This window comes from Ligilactobacillus sp. MP3, from assembly GCF_024436335.1.
Classification (GTDB): Bacteria; Bacillota; Bacilli; order Lactobacillales; family Lactobacillaceae; genus Ligilactobacillus; species Ligilactobacillus salivarius.
This window is the reverse complement of sequence record NZ_JANFQI010000002.1, coordinates 1-20971: the sequence shown is the minus strand read 5'-3', so window position 1 is coordinate 20971 and position 20971 is coordinate 1. Positions and strand designations below refer to the sequence as shown.

The 20971-nt window shown below is 31.1% G+C and carries 15 protein-coding genes, 1 tRNA gene, 1 riboswitch and 1 other annotated feature; of the genes, 3 read left to right on the top strand and 13 right to left on the bottom strand.

Translation table 11 applies throughout. From position 1 onward, the window contains the following. Nucleotides 1-16: 16 nt before the first annotated feature. The 3 genes from NOU10_RS01680 to fabZ all read right to left on the bottom strand — a co-directional run bounded on the left by NOU10_RS01680 (nucleotide 17) and on the right by fabZ (nucleotide 1977). Complete coding sequence (locus tag NOU10_RS01680) at nucleotides 17-997, bottom strand: beta-ketoacyl-ACP synthase III (RefSeq protein WP_160944603.1); 981 nt, start codon at nucleotides 995-997, stop codon at nucleotides 17-19. Between the two features lie 16 nt (nucleotides 998-1013). Beyond that, nucleotides 1014-1454: a MarR family winged helix-turn-helix transcriptional regulator gene (locus NOU10_RS01675; protein WP_003699732.1), complete on the bottom strand. Its 441-nt coding sequence runs from the start codon at nucleotides 1452-1454 to the stop codon at nucleotides 1014-1016. Nucleotides 1455-1530: 76 nt separating this feature from the next. Beyond that, nucleotides 1531-1977: a 3-hydroxyacyl-ACP dehydratase FabZ gene (gene fabZ, locus NOU10_RS01670; protein WP_003705839.1), complete on the bottom strand. Its 447-nt coding sequence runs from the start codon at nucleotides 1975-1977 to the stop codon at nucleotides 1531-1533. A gap of 402 nt (nucleotides 1978-2379) precedes the next feature. Here fabZ and NOU10_RS01665 point away from each other — a divergent pair, with 402 nt between their 5' ends. Both NOU10_RS01665 and NOU10_RS01660 read left to right on the top strand, forming a co-directional pair. Continuing rightward, the gene (locus NOU10_RS01665; protein WP_003709782.1) at nucleotides 2380-2664 is read left to right on the top strand and encodes a hypothetical protein; all 285 of its coding nucleotides are present in this window, start codon (nucleotides 2380-2382) and stop codon (nucleotides 2662-2664) included. A gap of 47 nt (nucleotides 2665-2711) precedes the next feature. Further along, nucleotides 2712-2795, top strand: a tRNA-Leu gene (locus NOU10_RS01660). A gap of 114 nt (nucleotides 2796-2909) precedes the next feature. Here NOU10_RS01660 and NOU10_RS01655 read toward each other — a convergent pair. The 5 genes from NOU10_RS01655 to pepV all read right to left on the bottom strand — a co-directional run bounded on the left by NOU10_RS01655 (nucleotide 2910) and on the right by pepV (nucleotide 11762). Then, complete coding sequence (locus tag NOU10_RS01655; protein ID WP_233187471.1) at nucleotides 2910-4919, bottom strand: DUF262 domain-containing protein; 2010 nt, start codon at nucleotides 4917-4919, stop codon at nucleotides 2910-2912. After that, nucleotides 4897-8223: a DEAD/DEAH box helicase family protein gene (locus NOU10_RS01650; protein ID WP_255905854.1), complete on the bottom strand. Its 3327-nt coding sequence runs from the start codon at nucleotides 8221-8223 to the stop codon at nucleotides 4897-4899. The genes NOU10_RS01655 and NOU10_RS01650 overlap by 23 nt, the downstream gene beginning before the upstream one ends. A 1-nt stretch (nucleotide 8224) precedes the next feature. Beyond that, nucleotides 8225-8905, bottom strand: a complete 681-nt coding sequence (locus tag NOU10_RS01645) for a restriction endonuclease (protein WP_255905853.1) — start codon at nucleotides 8903-8905, stop codon at nucleotides 8225-8227. A gap of 74 nt (nucleotides 8906-8979) precedes the next feature. Continuing rightward, nucleotides 8980-10035, bottom strand: coding sequence for an Eco57I restriction-modification methylase domain-containing protein (locus NOU10_RS09450; RefSeq protein WP_255905852.1), 1056 nt, complete (start codon nucleotides 10033-10035; stop codon nucleotides 8980-8982). A gap of 317 nt (nucleotides 10036-10352) precedes the next feature. Beyond that, nucleotides 10353-11762, bottom strand: coding sequence for a dipeptidase PepV (gene pepV / locus NOU10_RS01635; protein WP_255905851.1), 1410 nt, complete (start codon nucleotides 11760-11762; stop codon nucleotides 10353-10355). 115 nt (nucleotides 11763-11877) lie between these two features. Between pepV and NOU10_RS01630 the strand changes: the two genes are divergently transcribed. Beyond that, on the top strand, nucleotides 11878-12729 hold the full coding sequence (locus tag NOU10_RS01630; RefSeq protein WP_255905850.1) for an NAD(P)H-hydrate dehydratase: 852 nt from the start codon (nucleotides 11878-11880) through the stop codon (nucleotides 12727-12729). A gap of 30 nt (nucleotides 12730-12759) precedes the next feature. Here the strand turns inward: NOU10_RS01630 and NOU10_RS01625 are convergent, their stop codons facing one another. The 5 genes from NOU10_RS01625 to metK form a co-directional block, all read right to left on the bottom strand. Further along, nucleotides 12760-13476, bottom strand: a complete 717-nt coding sequence (locus NOU10_RS01625; RefSeq protein WP_034984196.1) for a pseudouridine synthase — start codon at nucleotides 13474-13476, stop codon at nucleotides 12760-12762. Between the two features lie 10 nt (nucleotides 13477-13486). Then, nucleotides 13487-15133: a polysaccharide biosynthesis protein gene (locus NOU10_RS01620; protein WP_255905849.1), complete on the bottom strand. Its 1647-nt coding sequence runs from the start codon at nucleotides 15131-15133 to the stop codon at nucleotides 13487-13489. Nucleotides 15134-15252: 119 nt separating this feature from the next. Then, entirely contained in the window at nucleotides 15253-16590 is a 1338-nt protein-coding gene (locus NOU10_RS01615) for an amino acid permease (protein WP_255905848.1), read from the bottom strand. Nucleotides 16591-16832: 242 nt separating this feature from the next. Then, the gene (gene leuS / locus NOU10_RS01610; protein ID WP_255905847.1) at nucleotides 16833-19250 is read right to left on the bottom strand and encodes a leucine--tRNA ligase; all 2418 of its coding nucleotides are present in this window, start codon (nucleotides 19248-19250) and stop codon (nucleotides 16833-16835) included. A 72-nt stretch (nucleotides 19251-19322) separates the two neighbouring features. Then, nucleotides 19323-19530: a binding site (T-box leader), on the bottom strand. Between the two features lie 50 nt (nucleotides 19531-19580). Beyond that, the gene (metK, locus tag NOU10_RS01605) at nucleotides 19581-20771 is read right to left on the bottom strand and encodes a methionine adenosyltransferase (protein WP_003702461.1); all 1191 of its coding nucleotides are present in this window, start codon (nucleotides 20769-20771) and stop codon (nucleotides 19581-19583) included. Then, nucleotides 20769-20856, bottom strand: a riboswitch (SMK box riboswitch). (Overlaps the previous gene by 3 nt.) Nucleotides 20857-20971: the final 115 nt, after the last annotated feature.

Below are 20971 nucleotides of genomic sequence, written 5' to 3'. Positions count from 1 at the left end.
AAATTCTCTCCTTAAATTAATATTTAATAATATGAGTACCGACTGTTAAGCCACCACCAAAGCCACTTAATGCTAGCGTCATCCCTCTTTTTACAGTTCCATTTTCTATTAACTCATCTAATAAAAGAGGTTCACTAGCTGCCGAAGTGTTTCCAAAACTATCTATGTTAATTGGAAATTTTTCTTCATCTTGCTTTAATTTCTTAGCTACTTGTCGAATAATTCTTGAATTTGCTTGATGCAAAATAAAATAATCTATATCTTCCAAACTAAAGTTAGCTTTTTGCACTGCCCTTAGAATAGATTGGGGAACTTCCCTAGTCGCAAAAGTATATACTCTTCTGCCATCCATTTTGAAAGTCGTATATTTCCTTATGCTATCCAAATCTGGAAATTTTTCTAACGGTTCAGTTATTCCTGCTGTTAAAAACTCAGCTTCATTTCCAATAGTTTTCAAATCACTGCTGATAAATTTAGAATCTGTATCTTCTTTTAACTCAATCAAAGCACCTGCTGCACCGTCCCCGAAAAGTACAGCCGTTGATCTGTCATTCCAATCTATCAACTTGGAAAGATTTTCACTTCCAATTAGCATAGCCCTTTTTAAATTCATATTCCTTAGCATTGCTTCAACAATACTTAAACCATATATATATCCTGAACATGCAGCTGAAATATCAAAACAAACTGCATTATCAGCACTTATTCTTCCTTGAACAATAGCCGCTGTTGCTGGTGTAAAAGAATTAGGAGACATTGTAGCAACTATTATTAAATCTAAAGAATTAGGATTCCATCCACTTTTTGTTAATAACTTTTCTGCTACTTTCTCTGCTAAATCAGCTGTACTCTCATTTAAGCTTATATGCCTCTTCTTTATTCCAGTTCGTTGGCTTATCCATTCATCAGATGTATCCATAAATTCTGTTAATCTTTGATTATCTATAACTTCAGGTGGAACATAACGTGCTGTATAAGATATTTCTATATTTTCCAAACCTAGTTCTCCTTAGTTAAGAGTGCTCTTTTAGAAAATCTTCTAAATTATGAATGGCTTTTTCAATAGTTTTTATTTCATCTGGATTTAAATCCTTCAAAAAACTTTTAACCATCATCCTATGAAAAGCATCATGTGCTCGATAAACTAGTCTACCTTTTTTAGTCAAACCTATTCTAATAATTCTCCTATCATCATTCCCTCTAATGCGTTCAGCATAACCTTTTCGACATAGTCTATCTATTGTTGCAGTCAACGTTCCAGGGGTTAAATGAAGCTTTTTAGCAACTTGTGAAGCTGTTTGATGATCATACATTGAAATTGCATTTATTGCATGCATCTCTTTAATCGTGATATCACTAAAAACACTCTTACGTAACTCACTTTCTTCAATCCATACAATATCAGCATAAATTTTTTCTAAAGCATCATTTATTACTTGATATCTTTCATCCATCCCTATACCGCCTTATCTTTCGTATTCCAAATAATTTGATTATCAAAATAATAACCGAAATAAGACTACTTTGCAACTACAACTTCTTATCTCTATCCGCAACGATAAACATTAATTCAGCTGTACAAGCTTTCTTTCCATTCACGATAACTTGAGTATCTACTATCCCCATATTCTCGTGTTTCTTTTTCATTTCGACATTTAATTTTAAAACATCGCCCGGTCTGACAACTTTTCTAAATTTAGCTTTACTTATAGAACCTAAATAAGCTGTTTTCCCTACAAATTCTGGAGATTTCAAAATAAGTATTGACGCAGCTTGAGCCAAAGTTTCAATTAGTAAAACTCCCGGCATTACAGGATTTCCTGGAAAATGTCCTCTGAAAAAAGATTCATTAATTGTTACATTTTTTGTTGCGATAATTCTCTCACCAGGTACTAGCTCATCAACATAGTCAATGTAACAGATCGGATAACGATTAGGAATCATATCCATTATTTCCTGTGCATCCATAATTGCCACACAAAGCACCTCACTTAAAATTATTTCGAACATCAAAATATTCGATGAACAAATCATAATTTATTGATTTTATTTTGTCAAATCACGCAAAAATGACTATGAAAAAAATTCATCAAATAAAAAAATATATTTTTACAAAATAAAATAAATGGATATTTTGATTTCTCAAAATATCCACTATATGCCATTAAAATAGTCATTCTTAAAAATATTGTTCTTTATATAATTTATATAACTATAACTAATTTATTATTTATACAGATGATACTATATAATTTTTACCTTTTAAATATATTTTGAATATCAAAATTCTAATCAAAATATAATTTTAAAAAGAAAAATAAACTACTTTTGTGGTATTATAAATATACGATATTTATAGTTGTTAAGGAGATGAATATGATGTTTCTATCAACAAGTGGTCTCAATCAATCTTATATTTTAAAGGGTATAGTTAATGCTACTGTGAAAAGAACTCTTAAAGCAGAAGAATTAGATGAAGTAGATCAATTTGACAATCTTTACGCTCAAGTTCAAAAAAAATTGGAAAATAAAGCACTTGAACTTGATGCTGATGGCGTAATTGATATTCGCTTTGTCCCTCAAATAGTCCGTGTTTCTGTTGGTCCAAAGTATATGTTATTACACGGATACGGAACTGCTATTAGCTTTCCTAAAAAGAACTAGCATTATTGCAAATAGTAATACTTTATTGTAAAATTACTATTGTTCTTGCCTCCGTGGCGGAATTGGCAGACGCGCAACGTTCAGGTCGTTGTTTGGTTTTCCAAGTGCAAGTTCGACTCTTGTCGGGGGCATTATGAATAAGACTAGAAAAAGTCTTAAAACTGAAAAAAATCACTGAGGATCGATATGATCTTCAGTGATTTTTTACTACTGTAAACTATTTAATTCGCTAAAAATAAACTTTTCTATTTAAGAATATAACTTACTTCTTCTGAAATACCACACATTTCAGATACTTTAGCCAATACTGCAACTACAGTATTAGCTGAGAAATTAGTTTCTATTACATCGCCATTTTTCAATACTTTAGGATTTCGTATATTTGAAAATAGCCATTCTAATGTCTTTTCAGACTTTAACTTATTGTATGTCATACTGTCATTTTCCCAAATATAATTGAAAAATGTTACAATCATACTTCCCCAAGTCGATACCTGATAATCATGTTCTTGAATAATCAGATAAGCTGGTTTTTGACCCGTTACATCCAATTCATCTAAAATGTTATGTTCACCTTTATAGGTATCAGCAATATTCTTCTTAATTAAAGTAGGACGTTCGAATATTCTGCAAAGTTCGTCTGCAAGATTCTTAGCTCTTTCTACGATGCTATTTTTATCCCAAACCTCATATTTTTCACTAATTTCTCTTGATAAAACTATATTTGATTTACTATAAAATTTTCTTTTTTCTGTATAAACTTTATTACTCATTTCTTGATTATATCCAGTTAATGTTAAATTACCAATAGTATCTCCATATTGACGATTAGTACTTTCAGCATTTGTTACTTCTATTCGCCAATCTGTTGATAATTTTTTTGGCATTATATGTTCTACCTGTGTTTTTTCAAAATCAATTGTTTCTTTCGTCTTTGATTCTTCCAAAACTTCCAAAGTTAATTTAGCACAGTCTTTTCTTTTTTTATAAATTGGATATTCCAGTAATTTTTCTTTGAATTCTTTATCAGTAGGAAAATTATTATTCAATAGTCTTCGTTCAACTACTTCTAATTCATTCTTATTCTCTTTATTAGTTAATGAAACTACTAAACCATTCAAAGCATTACTTGGAACACTGCAAATCATTCTACGATATATGTAACTTTCTAATAAATGTGCTATATCCACAACTTCATTCCAGCTTATTTCTTGTTTAACTTGCATATCTAATAGTTTTAATAAATATGGATAAAGAACTTTTTTATCTAATGTATTAATATGGCTGACAGCTTTATTAAATTCTTTATTCTCAGTACTTGCATTTAATAATTGAGAATAGTAGCGCACATTAGTGTATAGCTCTTTAACAGCTTCTTTAGCATTGAAGTTTTGTTCGTAATAATATTTTTTATATACAGAATAAGTATTCTCTCTTTTAACAGCTTTTTTTGTCTTAGATATTAAATAATGCCTAATAAACTCTGCAAAAATATTATTATTGATAAACAAGCTTTCAATCTTTATCCAATACTCTTTATATAACTTAGTCTGTTCTTCACTATCTAAACTCATTAATATAAAATTACGCACTAGGTCAGATGCAGATAAAGATACACCAGTCGAATTTAAACTTTCAAAAATAACTTGTGGATTTTCCTCATCCCTATTGCTATTAATTTCTATATATACAACATTTAAAAAATTAATTGCTGTAAACAATTCACTACTACTTAATTCTGATTCTTCAATTAACCTGATAAATAACTTATAATTTGTTTTCATCTTAGATGGCTTATCATATTCATCAATTCTATCTGACATTATTGCATAATATGCTTCTCTGTCTTTTTCCACTGATTTTAATCGAATATGATTGTTATCAGATAAAAACTTATTTTTTAAATAATTAGTTTCAATTTCTTCTTTTAATTCTTCGTCATTACTTGTATCAGCAATTGCCTTTAATAACAAAGAACAACTAGTTAAACGTTGTTGTCCATCAATAATATTGTAGATGTGACTCATATTAGGTCCTGACTCTTCTACATATACAACTGCCCCAGTGAAGTGTGGCTTTTGTTCCTTAGCAGCCTGTAAAATATCTTTAAACAATTGACGACATTGCTCTTCTCGCCATTCATAATTTCTTTGGTATACAGGTATTTCAAAAATAGCCTTAGACTGTGCTAATAAATCTAATAATCTTATCGTATCAGCTTTCATCTTTTCACTACTCTCCTTGTCCAAATTCATTTTGAATTAATTCTTCCAAAGTTCCATCTTTAGCATATTGAGCTGTATCAATTTGCTTAAAATGTTTATCTAAAGCATTATTTTTTATCTCATCGCTAAATCCAAAAATATAATTAGTAGCAATTAAATAAATAATTCTAGTTGGTGCAAATCCATACACCTGATATTCCATGATATGTCTAATTCTTTCATTATCATCAGGATAAAGCTCCTTCATCTTCTGACTTCTGAATAAACGTTTAACTATTTCTGTAATATACAATCCTGATTTCATATATAAGTCTGCAAATGTTTTATTAGGATCATCAAATATTACAGGGTTATTCTTTTCTAAATCGTCAACCATATGCTTAACAACAGCTTTCGGAGTATAAATTTGGTTTGTCTTTTGAGCTGGAATATAATCAAAAATATCCTCTGTACTTTCATCATCAAAATAATTACTTAATTCTTCACGTTTCTTTAAAAATGCTTGAATGGAATCATTGAATACTACTTCATCAAATAAATGTCCTTCAAAATGAACTTTTTGTCCACTTTCTTGATCGGTATAATCCCCACCATCTCGTAAGAATCTAAATTGTTCTTCAGTAATTCCTGTTACTTCTTCAAATACATCATCTTCAGTATAGTCATCAAAATTACGTAAGTTCAGATTTTTATCCCCATAAGCCATGATGAAGCTTGGAATTGTTCTAGAAAAGCCTCTTAAATGTGAACGCACATCTTGCTCAACTTCATTTTTCTTTTTAACTTCTTCGTCATAATTAACTCTTTCAATAATTTTCTTAGGAGTATTTTCTTTAACATCAGTGGTTAATTTAGTTAAATCTTTTGCGAGCTCATTAATAATATTATTTTGTTCAATCTCTAATTCTTTATCTAATTTAGCCAAGTCGTCCTTAGTTTTAGCTTGATTTTGTTTTTTTGCAATTTTATTTTCTAAAATTTTCTTCTTACGATCATAATCGTCTATCACCTGATTTAACTTTTGATCATGTTCTTTTTTTAAATTATCGCTATATTTCTTAGCTTGTTTATTGGTCAAACTGTGCTTCTCTTTAACTTTATCTACTAAACTATCAGTTACATTATTAATTCTTTGTTTTAAGTCTTTAACTTGTTCTCGAATATTTTCTTCGTTGATATCTTTCTCAGCATAACCAATTCTTTCGTCAATTTCCTTAAAAATTTTTCCTCCAAATAAATCCTTTGCTTCACCAATTACTTTTTCTTCTGGAATATCAATCTCACCATTGCTATTAACTAGAACATTTTCCGCATTATCTATCGTATTATCTTTTTTCTTACCCTTTTCTTCCTTAGCAGGAACTAATTTACCTAAAATATCCCTAATTTCACTTGGTGCATTAAAGATATTAGAAATATTTGCAAATAAGAAATTACTCATAAATCCTCGTTTTACAACTTCCTGAGATTTTAAACGTCTTGGAATAGATAAAACTTGTTTTGGATCTAATTCCACCATCTTACCGTTTTCATCTTCTCCAATTACCGGGAAAAAATTTAGCAATCGTTTAATATTTTCTTCATGTTCCTTAGCAGTCCCTTTACCGTTAGCAGTATTTGGAGATAAATTATTAGCAAATTCATCGAAAATCATCAAAGTTCTTGTAGGGTCAAAATCAAAAACATATGCATTTTCTTTTTGTAATGTATGACCTTCATCATCACCATAAACATATGGATTTTGAGCACGGAAAGCTGCTTGCATATATTCTGCTGGGCTCTTCATACTCGATAGCATCATCACAGCACTCCAAGGCTTAACTGTTACACCAGTAGTTAACTGACCTACACTTATCGTAATCGTTCTAGGATATTTTTGAATGGCTTCTTGTACTCTATCAAAAGCTTTTTTACTCTCTTTTTCATCTTCATCCAGACTTCCATCACCAGCAGCTAAGATAACTTTATAATTTTTAAATACTTCGTGTTCTGCTAGTTTTTTAGTTAAAGCTTTAGCACTATCAACTCGGTTTAACAACCAGAAAGTATGTGCTAATTCCTTTCTTAATTCAGATGTTGAAAATGGATACTTTTCTTGTGTTGTTAGAGCATCTAAAAATCTATCAACTTGACTATCATAAATAAATTTTCCTTTATTATCAGTTTTAAAAAATTCATTCAAATCAAACGCTGGATCTACTCTATCGCCATCATCCAAAAGTATACCTTGCTTAGCTTTTTCTTCCATTATTTCAGACATTTGATAAGTAAACATATTTAACTTTGGCATTGTTCCATATGGATTACTTATATCTTTACCTTGTTTTTCCCATTGTTCTTTAGCTGTCTGTTCATCAGCATAAGACCAATTATATATTTGTTTTTCAGAGAATTTTCCATTAGCTAATGCTTTAAAAGGTGTCCCAGATAAATGTAAGGTATAATTACGCTTAATATTATCAAAAGCTTTATCCGTTTTATAAGTATCCACACCTTCATGAGCTTCATCAATTACTAGTAAATCCCAAGGTGTATCGGCAATCCATTTTAATTTATCATGTCCTCCACCAAAATACATAGATCCCTTTAATCCTTGCAAACTTTCAAAAGCAATTTGTCCAAAGTCATCATCTTTATTTTCAATTGCTTTTTCATATTCTTTTCTTGAATAAACATCTCTACCTTTTAAAGCGTCTGTTTCACTTTCAAAATAATAATTAGTTTGCCAGCTAATGAACTTCATAAAATCGTCATACCATGAATTAGCGATACTTGGACGATTAGTTACAATCAAGATATTTCTTAACTTCATTCGCCTTGCTAAATCATAGGTAGTCAATGTTTTTCCAAAGCGTGGCTTTGCATTCCATAAAAATTCACTACCTCTACCATTTTTTATGAAATAATTCATAGCTTGTTCAGCAGCTCTATCTTGTTCTTCACGTAATTCATATTGAGAACCACTACTTTTACCTTGTAAATCACTATAATCTCTTTCTGTAAATTGATGATAATAGTGTCTAGACAGTTCTTTATCAATTTTGAACCATTCAGTATTTGGTTCACGTTCAATATGTCTCTTATTAACTAGGTATTCATGAAACTCATGATCAGTAAATAATTCATCACTTCCATCTTGATAACGTGCATTGCCTTTCCATTCAATCTTAGCTTTTACATCTGCAGTATGTGTTTGTTGCTTAACTCTTTCTTCAACGGTTTGCTTATCAGTATATCCTATCTTAATCCAACCATTATGTCTTGCTATTTCAGGAGTAGTATATGCATAGATCATTGGAATAATTCTTCTATTAACTTTAATTTTTATAGCCATGTTAGTTCATCTCCTTAACTTTAGTTTCAATAAATTCTATTTCTTCTTCTGATAAATTGTATTTTCTATACAATTGCTCATCAATTTCATGAATGGACTTTGTCCAATCAATATCAGAATTTGAAGTAAAGTCTTGGAGAGGAACCATATCCCATTTATTAGCCACATTAGATTGTGTTATCTTCTTTACTCCTAAAAGTGCTCTAGCAAACTTAGTTTTTATATATTTCATTAAATTTTCAGCATTTTGTTTATCTTCATAGTTTCCCAAGCTTAAGAATGTCTCAGTATGCCCGATTAGGGGTTCCCCGATTAGGGGTGTACTCAATACTTCACCTATTGCACCACTTCCGTTAGCCTGTGGAATAATAACTTTATACGAATTTAGACTAGCATAATTTTTTATATAATCCTTTTCAATATACTTAAACACTCTTTTAGAATTTTCTCTACCCAAAATCTTAATGTATTCTTTATTATTATTTGGTTTCTTATCAAAGAAAATATTATTTAATCTAGTAAATACATTTGATGATACGTCGTAAGCATGGCCCTTACTCAATCTATTTCTAGCATCTGGATGGTCTTCATGAAGTTTTTCAGTAAACCTATATGGTCCACGAGATGATACAATTTTACTAAAAGGTTCGAATTCTTTTCTGGTAACAACCTTATTTTTCACTTTATTTAACTCGTCATAAGGTGTAAAAACTCCAATTGGAGTATAATTAATTTTTATATTTCTATAGGTAACTGCTACGCCCCCCCTTTGATGTCAGTATTAGTAAACACTTTAGCTGAATTTTGTTCGTAATAAAGTACTCTCAAATGCTTGTCAGACAACATTTTTTTATTCCACGTCTTAGGGGTACTACCTGCATTAAATAAAAATCGTCCTGGGTGAATCATTTCTACGATATTTCCTACCTTATAAGCTTGATCTAAAAATTTATGATAAATTGGTGGAGCATATGTTTTATTATCACCAATAGTTTCCTCCTGATATGGTGGATTACCAATCACAACATCAAATTTAAACTTATCTTTCATAACGCCAACTCCTCCTTTATATACTTTATTAATCTTAACGAATTTATTGTCTGACGTTTCTTCCATCAAGTCACCTAATAAACTTAATTGTCTACTAGATTCAAATAAATCAAGTTGATCTCCTTCATCCCCTAGTAATGACTTATAAGTGAATTGTAATTGACTGACTTCATCGCCAACCCTTTCCCACTTACTAAACATGATTAAATTATCAGAATCATTTAAATAAGTTAGTGTATTTCCTTGTACAATGTTGTTATCAATAATAAAACTAGCGGATTTGTAAAAATCAGTATTACTACTTATTTTCTTTTGATAAAAAGTTTGATAATGTTCAATTAATACTTTCATCATCTGTTGTTTTGCTTTAACTAAGTTATCAGTTAATAATTCAATTCCATAAATACTTGTTAATACCCATAAAGCCTTTTCTGTCCAATTACTTTTATTAGATGTATCATCAATATATCCTAGTTTTTGATGCAGTATCTCTTTTAAGAAAGCCCCTTCACCTACACTTGGTTCTAAAAAAGTAGCTTGAACATCTTGTAACCTTAATTGAATTTCTGGCTCAGATAGCATCTTCTTTACCATCCAATTTGGTGTAAAAACTTCTCCATGTTGTTGAACTCTATCTTTATTTTTCATCAAACGATTTTCATCATCTACTATATGTTTTATATCAAATTTCATATCTTTATTAACATCTTCACTGTCATTAAAAAGAGTTATCTCTTCCAAATTTTCTATCTCAACCACCACCTTGTATGCAAAATTCTCCCATTATAGAACTATAATACTAAATTTTATAAACCATAACAATTTTATTTATATAGAAATTTTATTTTCGGTTAATTCTATTTTTTCATTTTCTACACAGGACCAATTTTTTAATTTCTGCAATTTCTGATTCTGAAAACGATTATTTTGAATAAATTAAAAAATTGGTCCTATATCTAGATTTTAATATCTTACTTTTTCTTCATCATACTTTGCTTTTAACTTAACTTATAAGAGATAGATTTTATACACAAAAAAACTCCAAAATAGCCTAATCGCTATTTTGAAGTTTTCTTAAATTAGTCTTTAATTAATTCATAGATGGATTCTGCATAGATTGCAGCAGCTTTCATTACATCATCTACTGGGATAAATTCGTTTGCTTGGTGCATTGTATCTTCAACGCCTGGGAACATAGCGCCAAATGCTACACCACGTTCTAGCAATCTACCATAAGTCCCCCCACCGACAACCATGCCATGAGCTTCTTGACCTGTTTGACGACTATAAACAGCCAATAATTTGGAAACCAATGGATCTTCAGGTGAAACATAATGTGGTACCATTGCATGTTCCTTCTTTTCAAATGAAACAGCTTCTAATTTAGTTGCAGCTTTCTTAACAGCATTGAATACATATTCATCATCAATACCTCTAGGATATCTGAAGTTCAAAGTAATTTCTCCACCTTTGCCAGCTTCAAATGTAAAGATACCAGCATTCATAGTTAAATCACCCATTACTTCATCAGTATAGCTAATTCCAAAATTATCCATACGTGAATCTTGATGTAAGTATTCAGCAGCGAATGCTAAGTATCCCTTGGCATCCTTAGCAAAATTGTACTTATTCAAGAATACAGCTAAGTAAGTTCCTGCATTTTCGCCATTACGTGGTTCTTGTGCATGAGCAGCCTTACCAATTAAGGATAATTCTAATTTTCCATCTTTAATTTCTGCATCGCCACTTAAAACACTATTTTCAGCAACATATTGCTTGAAATCAGCAGCTATATTTTCAAGATTATTACCTTCAATAACAGCTACTGCATCGCGTGGAACCATGTTGTCACGTAAACCAGAATCAAAGGATAATAATTTTAATTCATCACCATTTTTACCATCGAATTTTACAAGCATACTGAAATTACCTTTTTCACCATTGATGATTGGGAAAAATGCATCTGGTGAAAAACCAATTGTTGGTTTAGGCATTTTTTCAAAGTAGTGAGTCATTCCTCTCCAACTACTTTCTTCATCAGTACCTAAAATAAAACGTACACTCTTTTTAACTGGTAATCCTAATTCTTTAACAATCTTTAATCCATAATATGCTGCCATACTTGGTCCTTTATCATCAGAGGCACCACGAGCATATAATTTTCCATCTTTAATAACTGGATCAAATGGATCTGTATCCCAACCTTTACCAGCTGGCATTACGTCAACGTGTGCTAGAATACCTAAATCTTCTTTACCATCTCCAAATTTAATGTGTCCAGCCATACCATCAAATTCTTCAACTTCAAATCCATCACGTTTACCAATATTCAAAAAAGCATCTAGAGCTTCTTTAGGTCCAGGTCCTAAAGGTGCATCAGCTGTTGCTATGCTTTCATCTCGTACACTTTCAATTCGAAGCATTGTTTTTAAATCTTCGAGAATATCATCTCGTCTTTTTTCAACTTCTGCTTTCCAATCTATTGCCATTCTATAATTCATCTCCTAAAAAATGTTTACTATTTAATAATAGCATAATTTTTTCAAAATAAACGAATTTTGAATTATAATAATTATATCTTAAAAAAAGGCTGGTGTACTATTTATGGAGATTACACTTGATATTTTACAAAAGGTCATTAAAAAACGTAAACCTAACAGTCATAAAGGTAATTTTGGTAGAGTATTACTCATTGGCGGAAATATTAACTATGGTGGAGCTATAATTATGGCTGCTTCAGCTGCCGTTCATGCTGGCGCTGGGTTAGTTACTGTCGCAACTAATAAAGAAAATCTATCTTCACTACATTCCGTCGTACCAGAAGCAATGTTTATTAATTTTTTTGACAAAGTATCTCTTACAACTGCTATTTCAACGGCTGATGCAATAGTTGTAGGCCCTGGATTAGGTACTGATAATAGATCTAAAGAAGTTCTTGAAGTTACATTAAGTAATATCTCTGATAATCAACTTTGCATAATTGACGGTTCAGCAATCACTCTCATATCTGAAAATGATTTCTTAAAAGAATTGATTGCTAACAATAAAAAAATTATTTTTACTCCTCACCAAATGGAATGGCAAAGACTATCTGGTATTCCTATAGATAAACAAATTGATGACATCAACTTACAAAAACAAACATTGCTAAATGCTACTGTTATTTTAAAAAAACACCATACTACTATTTATCATCAATCAGGAACTATTGATAATTTAACAATTGGTGGTCCTTTTATGGCAACTGGTGGTATGGGAGATATATTGACCGGTATTCTAGCTGCATTTATCACACAGTTTAAGGAAAGTTCACTAGATGAAAGAATTAACGCAGCTGTTTATTTACACAGCTATATAGCTGAAAACTTATCTCATAAATACTATGTAACATTACCAACAGATATTATTAAAAAGATTCAAAAAACGATGTTGAAAGTTATTTCTGAACAAAAATAAGGAGAAGGGACAAATTTAGTCCTCTTCTCCTTATTTTATTAAATTTAATTCTTTTTCTGTTAACTCTCTATATTCTCCTCTTTCCAAAGTATCATCTAATTCAAGCAGTCCTATCTTTACTCTATCTAGTTCTAACACTCTTTGAGACACTGCTCCAAACATTCGTCTAACCTGGTGATATTTCCCTTCATGAATAATAACTCTAACTTTGCTAGTATCATCCTTCTCAGAATAAGATATTATATCAAGTTGTGCAGGTTGTAATTTATCCCCATTGGCCAATTCCATGCCTTGAGAAAATATTTTAACCTCTTTTTCTGATATTTTTCCAGTAACTATTGCTTCATATGTTTTAGATACATGTTTTTTAGGAGAAATAATGTTATGAGCAAATTTTCCATCATTTGTAATAATTAATAATCCTGTTGTATCTTTATCTAGTCTACCTACAGGAAATAGATCTTCTTTTCTTCCAGGAAAATTTATTAAATCAATTACCGTTTTATCTTTATCATCTCTAGTAGCTGATACAACCCCTGCAGGCTTATTTAACATATAATATATTTTTGTGTTATTCAAAGCTAAAAGTTCCCCATCTAAAAAAATTTTATCTGAGTCTTCATTTATTTTTATCTTTCCGTCTTTGACAACTTCACCATTTAACCTTACTCTTTTAGCCTTTATAACCTTTTTTGCTTCCGCTCTTGTGAACTTTCCTGTTTGACTTAAAAACTTATCTAATCTCATATACATCACGCTATTTAATTCTTAATATTCTTCTTAAAAAGTTAGCTCTAGCACCTAAAATATCATCAGCTAGTCTTGCCTTCAAACTTAAGAAAGCATAAATATATCCTCCAATTCCGGCTCCAATTATTAACACAATGGTGGATTGGAATTTGCTATATGTATTTGTTACTTTCCCTAAAGCAAAAGATATAACGAGTACTACAATAAACATAAATAGGCTGAATAACATCATCATATTAGTATTTTTCTGTAATTTATTAATATTTAAATTATATTTGAAATACAAGTATCTAAAAATTAATACATTACTTACGGTCATTCCTATACCTGTAGCTGCTAAAGGACCATATACATGTAAAAATGCTGTTAATGGGAATTGTATTATAACTTTGACAATCATTCCAATTACCGCAAATTTAATTGCTATTGTATTTTCATATATTCCTTGAAGTAATGCTGCTAAAACCATAAATAAGCCTAATGCTAAAGCTATATATGATGAAAAGGCTAATACAAAGATACCTGTATAATCATATGGATAGAATAAAACATACAATGGTCTAGCAACTGCAGCCATTCCAAAAGAACAAGGTAACATTACAAAAAAGAATAATTCTATCGAATCTAATAAAGCAGCTGAAACTTCTTCATTATCATTTTTTGTAACAGCTTGAGACAATAGTGGAATTGCAGTATCAGCCATCGCAGCAGCAACTGAAATAGTAATCATTATCAATTTATTGGCATTTCCCGCAAATAAAGCATATAATGCATTAATTTCTTTAGTACTATAATTAGTAACAAAACTCATAATTGTTGGAAAACTAAATTGATCAAATAAATTATACAAAGTTGTAGTTGACCCAATAATGATGAAAGGTATCGATTGATACAATATTTCCTTTATTAATCTCTTATCAGAAACTTCTAGTTTATTATTACTGTGAGCTAAAAGATAATTCATAGTTGGTCGTTTTCGCCAATAATGCCATAATAAAACTAATAAGCCACCAACAGCTCCTATAAATGCTGCAAAAGTTGATTGAACTACTGCGCTTTGGTAACTTCCATGTAACACCTGAGTAATTAGATATGTTGCTGCTAACATATAAACGATTCTAGCGACTTGTTCTATTAATTGTGATATAGCGAATGGAGCCATATCAAAATATCCTTGAAAAAAACCTCTAGTTAAACTCATTACTGGAATTAAAAGCAATGTAACTGCTAAAGAACGATATACAGGAATAACTGCTGTATCCCCTTGAGAAATTAATGGTGCAATAAACCACAAAAGCATTGCACTGATAATTCCTAAAAACATCATTACACCTAAACTTCGCTTAAATAATCGCCTACCGATTCCATATTCATTAAGAGAATTATAATGTGCAACTTGTTTACCCACTGCAGATGGAATTCCAGCAGTAGACAGCATCAAAAATAATGCATAAACAGTATATCCCTTAGTAAATAAGGCATTTGCTTGTAAATAATTAACTCCAAACCAAGTTGCCCATGGAATAATATAAATTGCTCCCAGAATTCTAGAAAAAATACTCCCAGCTGTCATCCAAGCTGAGCCTTTCAACATTTTTTCTTTAGAAGAAGTTTCTTCTAAATCTTTTTTTATTTGTTCATTATTATCATTCATTTTTATGTAATTCCTACTTCCAAAAAATACTTAGCCCATTAATTTTAAATCATTTTACTAATGACTGCAAATAAGCATTTAAAAAAGCCAGTTAGGATAATTCTAACCAGCTTTATAAACTACTTTCTAGCTTTAAAGAAATATATTGCTCCCAAAATTCCAAACCAAACTATTGAAAAGATAAGTGACATTAATGTATTGGTATTAAAAGTTAATAAAACTAATACTAAAACAAAAAAGATTATTGTTATAACATTACTTACCGGATACAATGGCATCGGAAAAATTTTTTCATTATTATTTGGGCTATTTTTTCGATATTGATAGTGACACCAAACTAATGCAATCCATACAAAAACAAAGCTAACTGTTGCTACACCAGAAATAATATCAAAAATACTCTTAGGTAGTACATAATTCAATATAACTATTAAAAATAATGAACTTGAAGAGAATAACAATGATTTTACTGGAATACTCCGATTATTGGTTTGACCAAAAGATTTAGGTGCGTGGCCACTATGTGACAAAACAAATAAAGTTCTACTTGTACTAAAAATTGCACTGTTACATGCTGATAATGCAGCTGTTAATACTACAAAATTGATAATTCCAGCAGCAAATTTGATACCAATTCCATTAAATACTTGCACAAATGGACTAGAAGTTGTAACAATTTCATTCCAAGGATAAATACACATCAATACGAACATCGAACCTATATAGAACAATCCTATTCTAAAAGGCAATGTATTGATTGCTTGTGGAATATCTTTTTCTGGATTAGCAGTTTCTCCAGAAGCTAGACCGACCATTTCAATACCAGTAAAAGCAAATATAACCATTGGAAAAGCTGCCATAAATCCTATTGCCCCTTTAGGAAAGAAGCCACCATGATTAAATAAATTCATGATACTAACTTCATTCCCGCCTACATTTGCCTGGGTGAGCAATAAGATAATACCTGTACCTATTAATGCTAAAATCGCTAAAACTTTAATACTAGAAAACCACGATTCTAATTCACCAAATAATCCTACACTGAGTAAGTTGAAAATTAATAGAACAAGAATGATTATCAATGCTGTCAACCATTGAGGAAGATTCGGAAACCAATATCTTAAATAAATACCACTAGCAGTTAAGTCAGCCATTGCCAAACTTGCCCAACATAACCAATAAGTCCATCCTATAATGAACTCCCATCCTCTTCCCATGTATACCTTAATAAATTCAATAAATGAATTTTTATTTTTATCAGATAAAATTAATTCACCAATTGCACGCATCATAAAAAAACAAAAAATACCCGCAATTAAGTAGGCTAATATCAGAGCTGGTCCTGCCTTTTGAATTGCTGAACCTGATCCCAAGAACAACCCTGTACCTATCGCGCCACCAATTGCTATCATCTGGACATGCCGATGTGTTAAAGCTCGAGATAATTCATTTTTCATGTAAAATCTCCTTTATAATTTAGGATTTTCAGAAAATTTTTATATTGTAACTACCATTTTATAAAAAATATCTTTAAGTGGCAAGTATGCTTCCGAATAAATATTTTTTTCTCTCCATTAATATTCACCTTTTTGTGTTTCATAAATTTTTAGTATTATATATTAGAGAGATTAACTATAATAAAAAAGATCCGTACTTCATGAGATACGAATCTTTTAACTTAATTACTAATATTAAAATTTTATTTTGCTACTACAATTGATACTAACTTACCAGGAACTGAAATAACTTTTTTAACTTCTTTATCCACAAGTTCTTGTTTTATTCTTTCGTCATTCAAAGCTAATGCTTGTAATTCTTCACGACTAGCATCTTTAGACACTTGTAAATGTTGTCTTACTTTACCGTTAATTTGAACAACAATTTCTACAACATCTTCAACCAACTTACTTTCATCATAAGTTGGCCATTTAGCATATGCTATGCTACCTACATGACCAAGCTTAGACCATAATTCTTCCGTGATATGAGGGACAACTGGTGATAGTAATTTCACTAAGCCTTCCACATATTCCAATGGTAATGAATCTGCTTTATAAGCATTATTAACAAAAACCATTAATTGGGAAATTGCAGTATTAAAATGCATAGCCTCATAGTCTTCTGTAACTTTCTTAACAGTTTCATTATATATCTTATCTAAATCATGATTGTTAATTGTAGTTACTCTGTCACGCAAATTATCATTTTCATCAATCAATAAATTCCAAACACGGTTGATGAACTTATGTGCTCCACCAAGTCCTTCTTCACTCCAAGGAATAGATGCATCTAAAGGTCCCATGAACATTTCGTATAAGCGTAATGTATCTGCTCCATATTGTTCAACAATATCATCCGGATTAACTACATTTCCTTTAGACTTGGACATCTTTTCATGATTAGAACCTAAAATCATTCCTTGGTTTACCAATTTTTGGAATGGTTCTTTAGTTGGAACTACACCTAAATCATATAAGAATTTATGCCAGAAACGAGCATACAATAAATGTAATACAGCGTGTTCAGCACCACCAACATACAAGTTTACAGGTAACCATTCTTTTAATTTTTCATAATCTGCTACTTCATGGTTGTTATGTGGATCTATATAACGTAGGAAGTACCAGGAACTACCAGCCCATTGTGGCATGGTATTAGTTTCACGACGTCCTTTTCTACCATTTTCATCAACAACATTTACCCAATCATCTAAGTTAGCTAATGGACTTTCACCAGTTCCTGATGGCTTAATATCTGTTGCTTTAGGTAAATATAAAGGTAATTCATCTTCTGGAACTAAAGTTGTTTCACCATCTTCCCAATGAATTACAGGAATAGGTTCGCCCCAGTAACGTTGTCTAGAGAATAGCCAATCTCTTAAACGATAGTTAACTTTCTTTTCCCCTACTCCATTTTCTTCTAGCCAATTATTTATAGCATCAATGGCTTCTTCTTTATCCATACCGTTTAGGAAATCAGAATTGATATGAACTCCATCACCAGTATATGCTTCTTTTTGAACATCTCCACCTTCGATAACTTGTACGATAGGCAAATCAAACTTTTGAGCAAATTCGTGATCTCGTTCATCATGTGCAGGAACAACCATTACCGCACCTGTTCCATATGAATTTAAGACATAATCAGCAATCCAAATAGGTAATTTTTCTCCACTTACAGGATTTACAACATAACTACCTGTAAATACACCTGTTTTATCTTTAGCTAAATCTGTTCTTTCTAAATCTGATTTATGAGATATTTTTTCTATGTATGCTTCTACCTCATTTTCATGTTCAGGAGTTGTTAATTGCTTAACCAATTCATGTTCAGGTGCCAATACTAAAGCTGCAACACCAAATATTGTATCTGGACGAGTAGAAAATACCTCAATCTTTGTATTTTCATCTCCTGAAACAGGAAAGTTTATTGCTGCACCAACTGAACGACCAATCCAATTACGTTGTTGTTCTTTAATTGCTTCTGGCCAATCTAAATCGTCTAAATCATCTATTAAACGATCAGCATAAGCTGTGATTTTTAATACCCATTGACGCATTGGCTTTCTAATAACAGGAAAACCACCACGTTCAGTTTTACCATCAATAACTTCTTCGTTGGCTACAACGGTTCCTAAATCTGGACTCCAGTTAACTGGAACTTCAGCTTCATAAGCTAATCCTTTTTTATACAATTGTTCAAAAATCCATTGAGTCCATTTATAGTATGCAGGATCAGTAGTGTTAACTTCTCGATCCCAATCATATGATAAGCCTAAAGATTTAATTTGACGTCTGAAATTATTAACATTCTTTTTAGTAAATTCACGTGGTGAGTTTCCTGTATTCAACGCATATTGTTCAGCAGGTAAACCGAATGCATCCCATCCCATTGGGTGTAAAACATTATATCCTTGCATTCTCTTCATACGAGCCATTATATCTGTAGCTGTATACCCTTCAGGATGACCTACATGAAGTCCTTGCCCAGATGGATATGGAAACATATCTAAGGCATAATAATTCTTTTTATCATTATCTTCAGTTGTTTTGAATGTTTTGTGTTCTTCCCAATATCTTTGCCACTTTTTTTCTATTTCAATATGCTTATATGACATCTATTTCCATCCTTTCAAAAAAATAATAAACTTCTGTAGATAAAAAAAGCCTATACGAAATAAAACTATTCCGTATAGGACGAAAAACTCGCGGTACCACCTATATTCCAATCAAATGATTAGCTCTCTTCTTTTCTAACGGAAAGTACCGTCTTCACCTACTAATTTCAATGAAGAAACATCTAAGGCGAGTTCAAATCTCTATTTAGTACATTCACACCAACCATGTACTCTCTTAAATTAAAATACAGACTCTACTATTCCTTATCTACGTTCATATTATAATTTACAATGATAATACCAAAATAGTATATCTATTTCAAGAGAAATTTAGAAATCTAACTCTTTCTTCAATTCATTTATCTTATCAGTTTTTTCCCATGGTAAATCAATATCTGTTCTACCAAAATGTCCATATGCTGCAGTTTTCTTATAAATAGGTCTACGTAAATCTAACATTTTGATGATTCCAGCAGGTCTTAAATCAAAAACTTTTCTAATTGCATCAACTAACTTTTGATTTGAAACTTTTCCACTACCAAATGTGTTAACGGAAACTGAAACTGGTTGAGCTACTCCTATTGCATAAGATATTTGAACCTCAACTTGAGATGCTAATCCTGCAGCTACGATATTTTTAGCAATATATCTTGCAGCATAACTTGCTGATCTATCTACCTTTGTAGCATCTTTACCAGAGAATGCCCCACCACCATGATGAGCATATCCACCATAAGTATCAACAATAATTTTTCTACCAGTTAAACCAGCATCACCTTGTGGTCCACCTATTACAAAACGACCAGTTGGATTAATAAAATACTTTGTATTTGAATCTAAATATTTATCAGGTATTACTTTAGTGATAACTTGATCCATTACATCTTTTCTAATTTGATCTAGTGAAATATTTTCATCGTGTTGTGTAGATAAAACAACTGTATCTATTCTTAACGGTTGATTATTGTCATCATATTCAACTGTCACTTGTGCTTTAGCATCAGGTCCTAAATAGGCTAAAGTTCCATTTTTTCTAACTTCAGCTACTTTTTTCATTAAATGATGACTAAGTGAGATTGGCAATGGCATCAATTCTGGTGTTTCATTTATAGCATATCCAAACATCATTCCTTGATCACCTGCACCAATTTGGTCAAGTGGATCTACATCTCCATTTTTTACTTCAAGAGAATTATCAACTCCTAAAGCAATATCTGGAGATTGTTCATCTATAGCTGTTATGACGGCACAATTATCACCATCAAACCCATATTTACCATTTTTGTATCCAATTTCTTTTATAGTTTCCCTAACAACTTTTTGTATATCAATATGTGCTGTTGTGGAAACTTCACCCACTACTACTACTAATCCTGTAGTTACTGTAGTCTCAACAGCGACCCTTGCCTCAGGATCTTGTTCTAACATTGCATCTAAAATTGAATCACTTATTTGATCTGCAATTTTATCTGGATGGCCTTCTGATACTGATTCAGAAGTAAAAAGGTGTTTTTCTGTCAATTTAATTCCCCCATTATTATAAGTAATTTGGTTACAAGGCATCTTCGTTTAAAACGAATCCTTTCGGGAATGGATTGTAACTATTAAATTTTATCACAATAAAGTATTAAATAAAACTCAAAGCGATACATAATATCCCGTATATTAAGTAATGTAATAAAAAAACTATCCTAAAAAGGATAGTTAAAAAAATTAGTCAC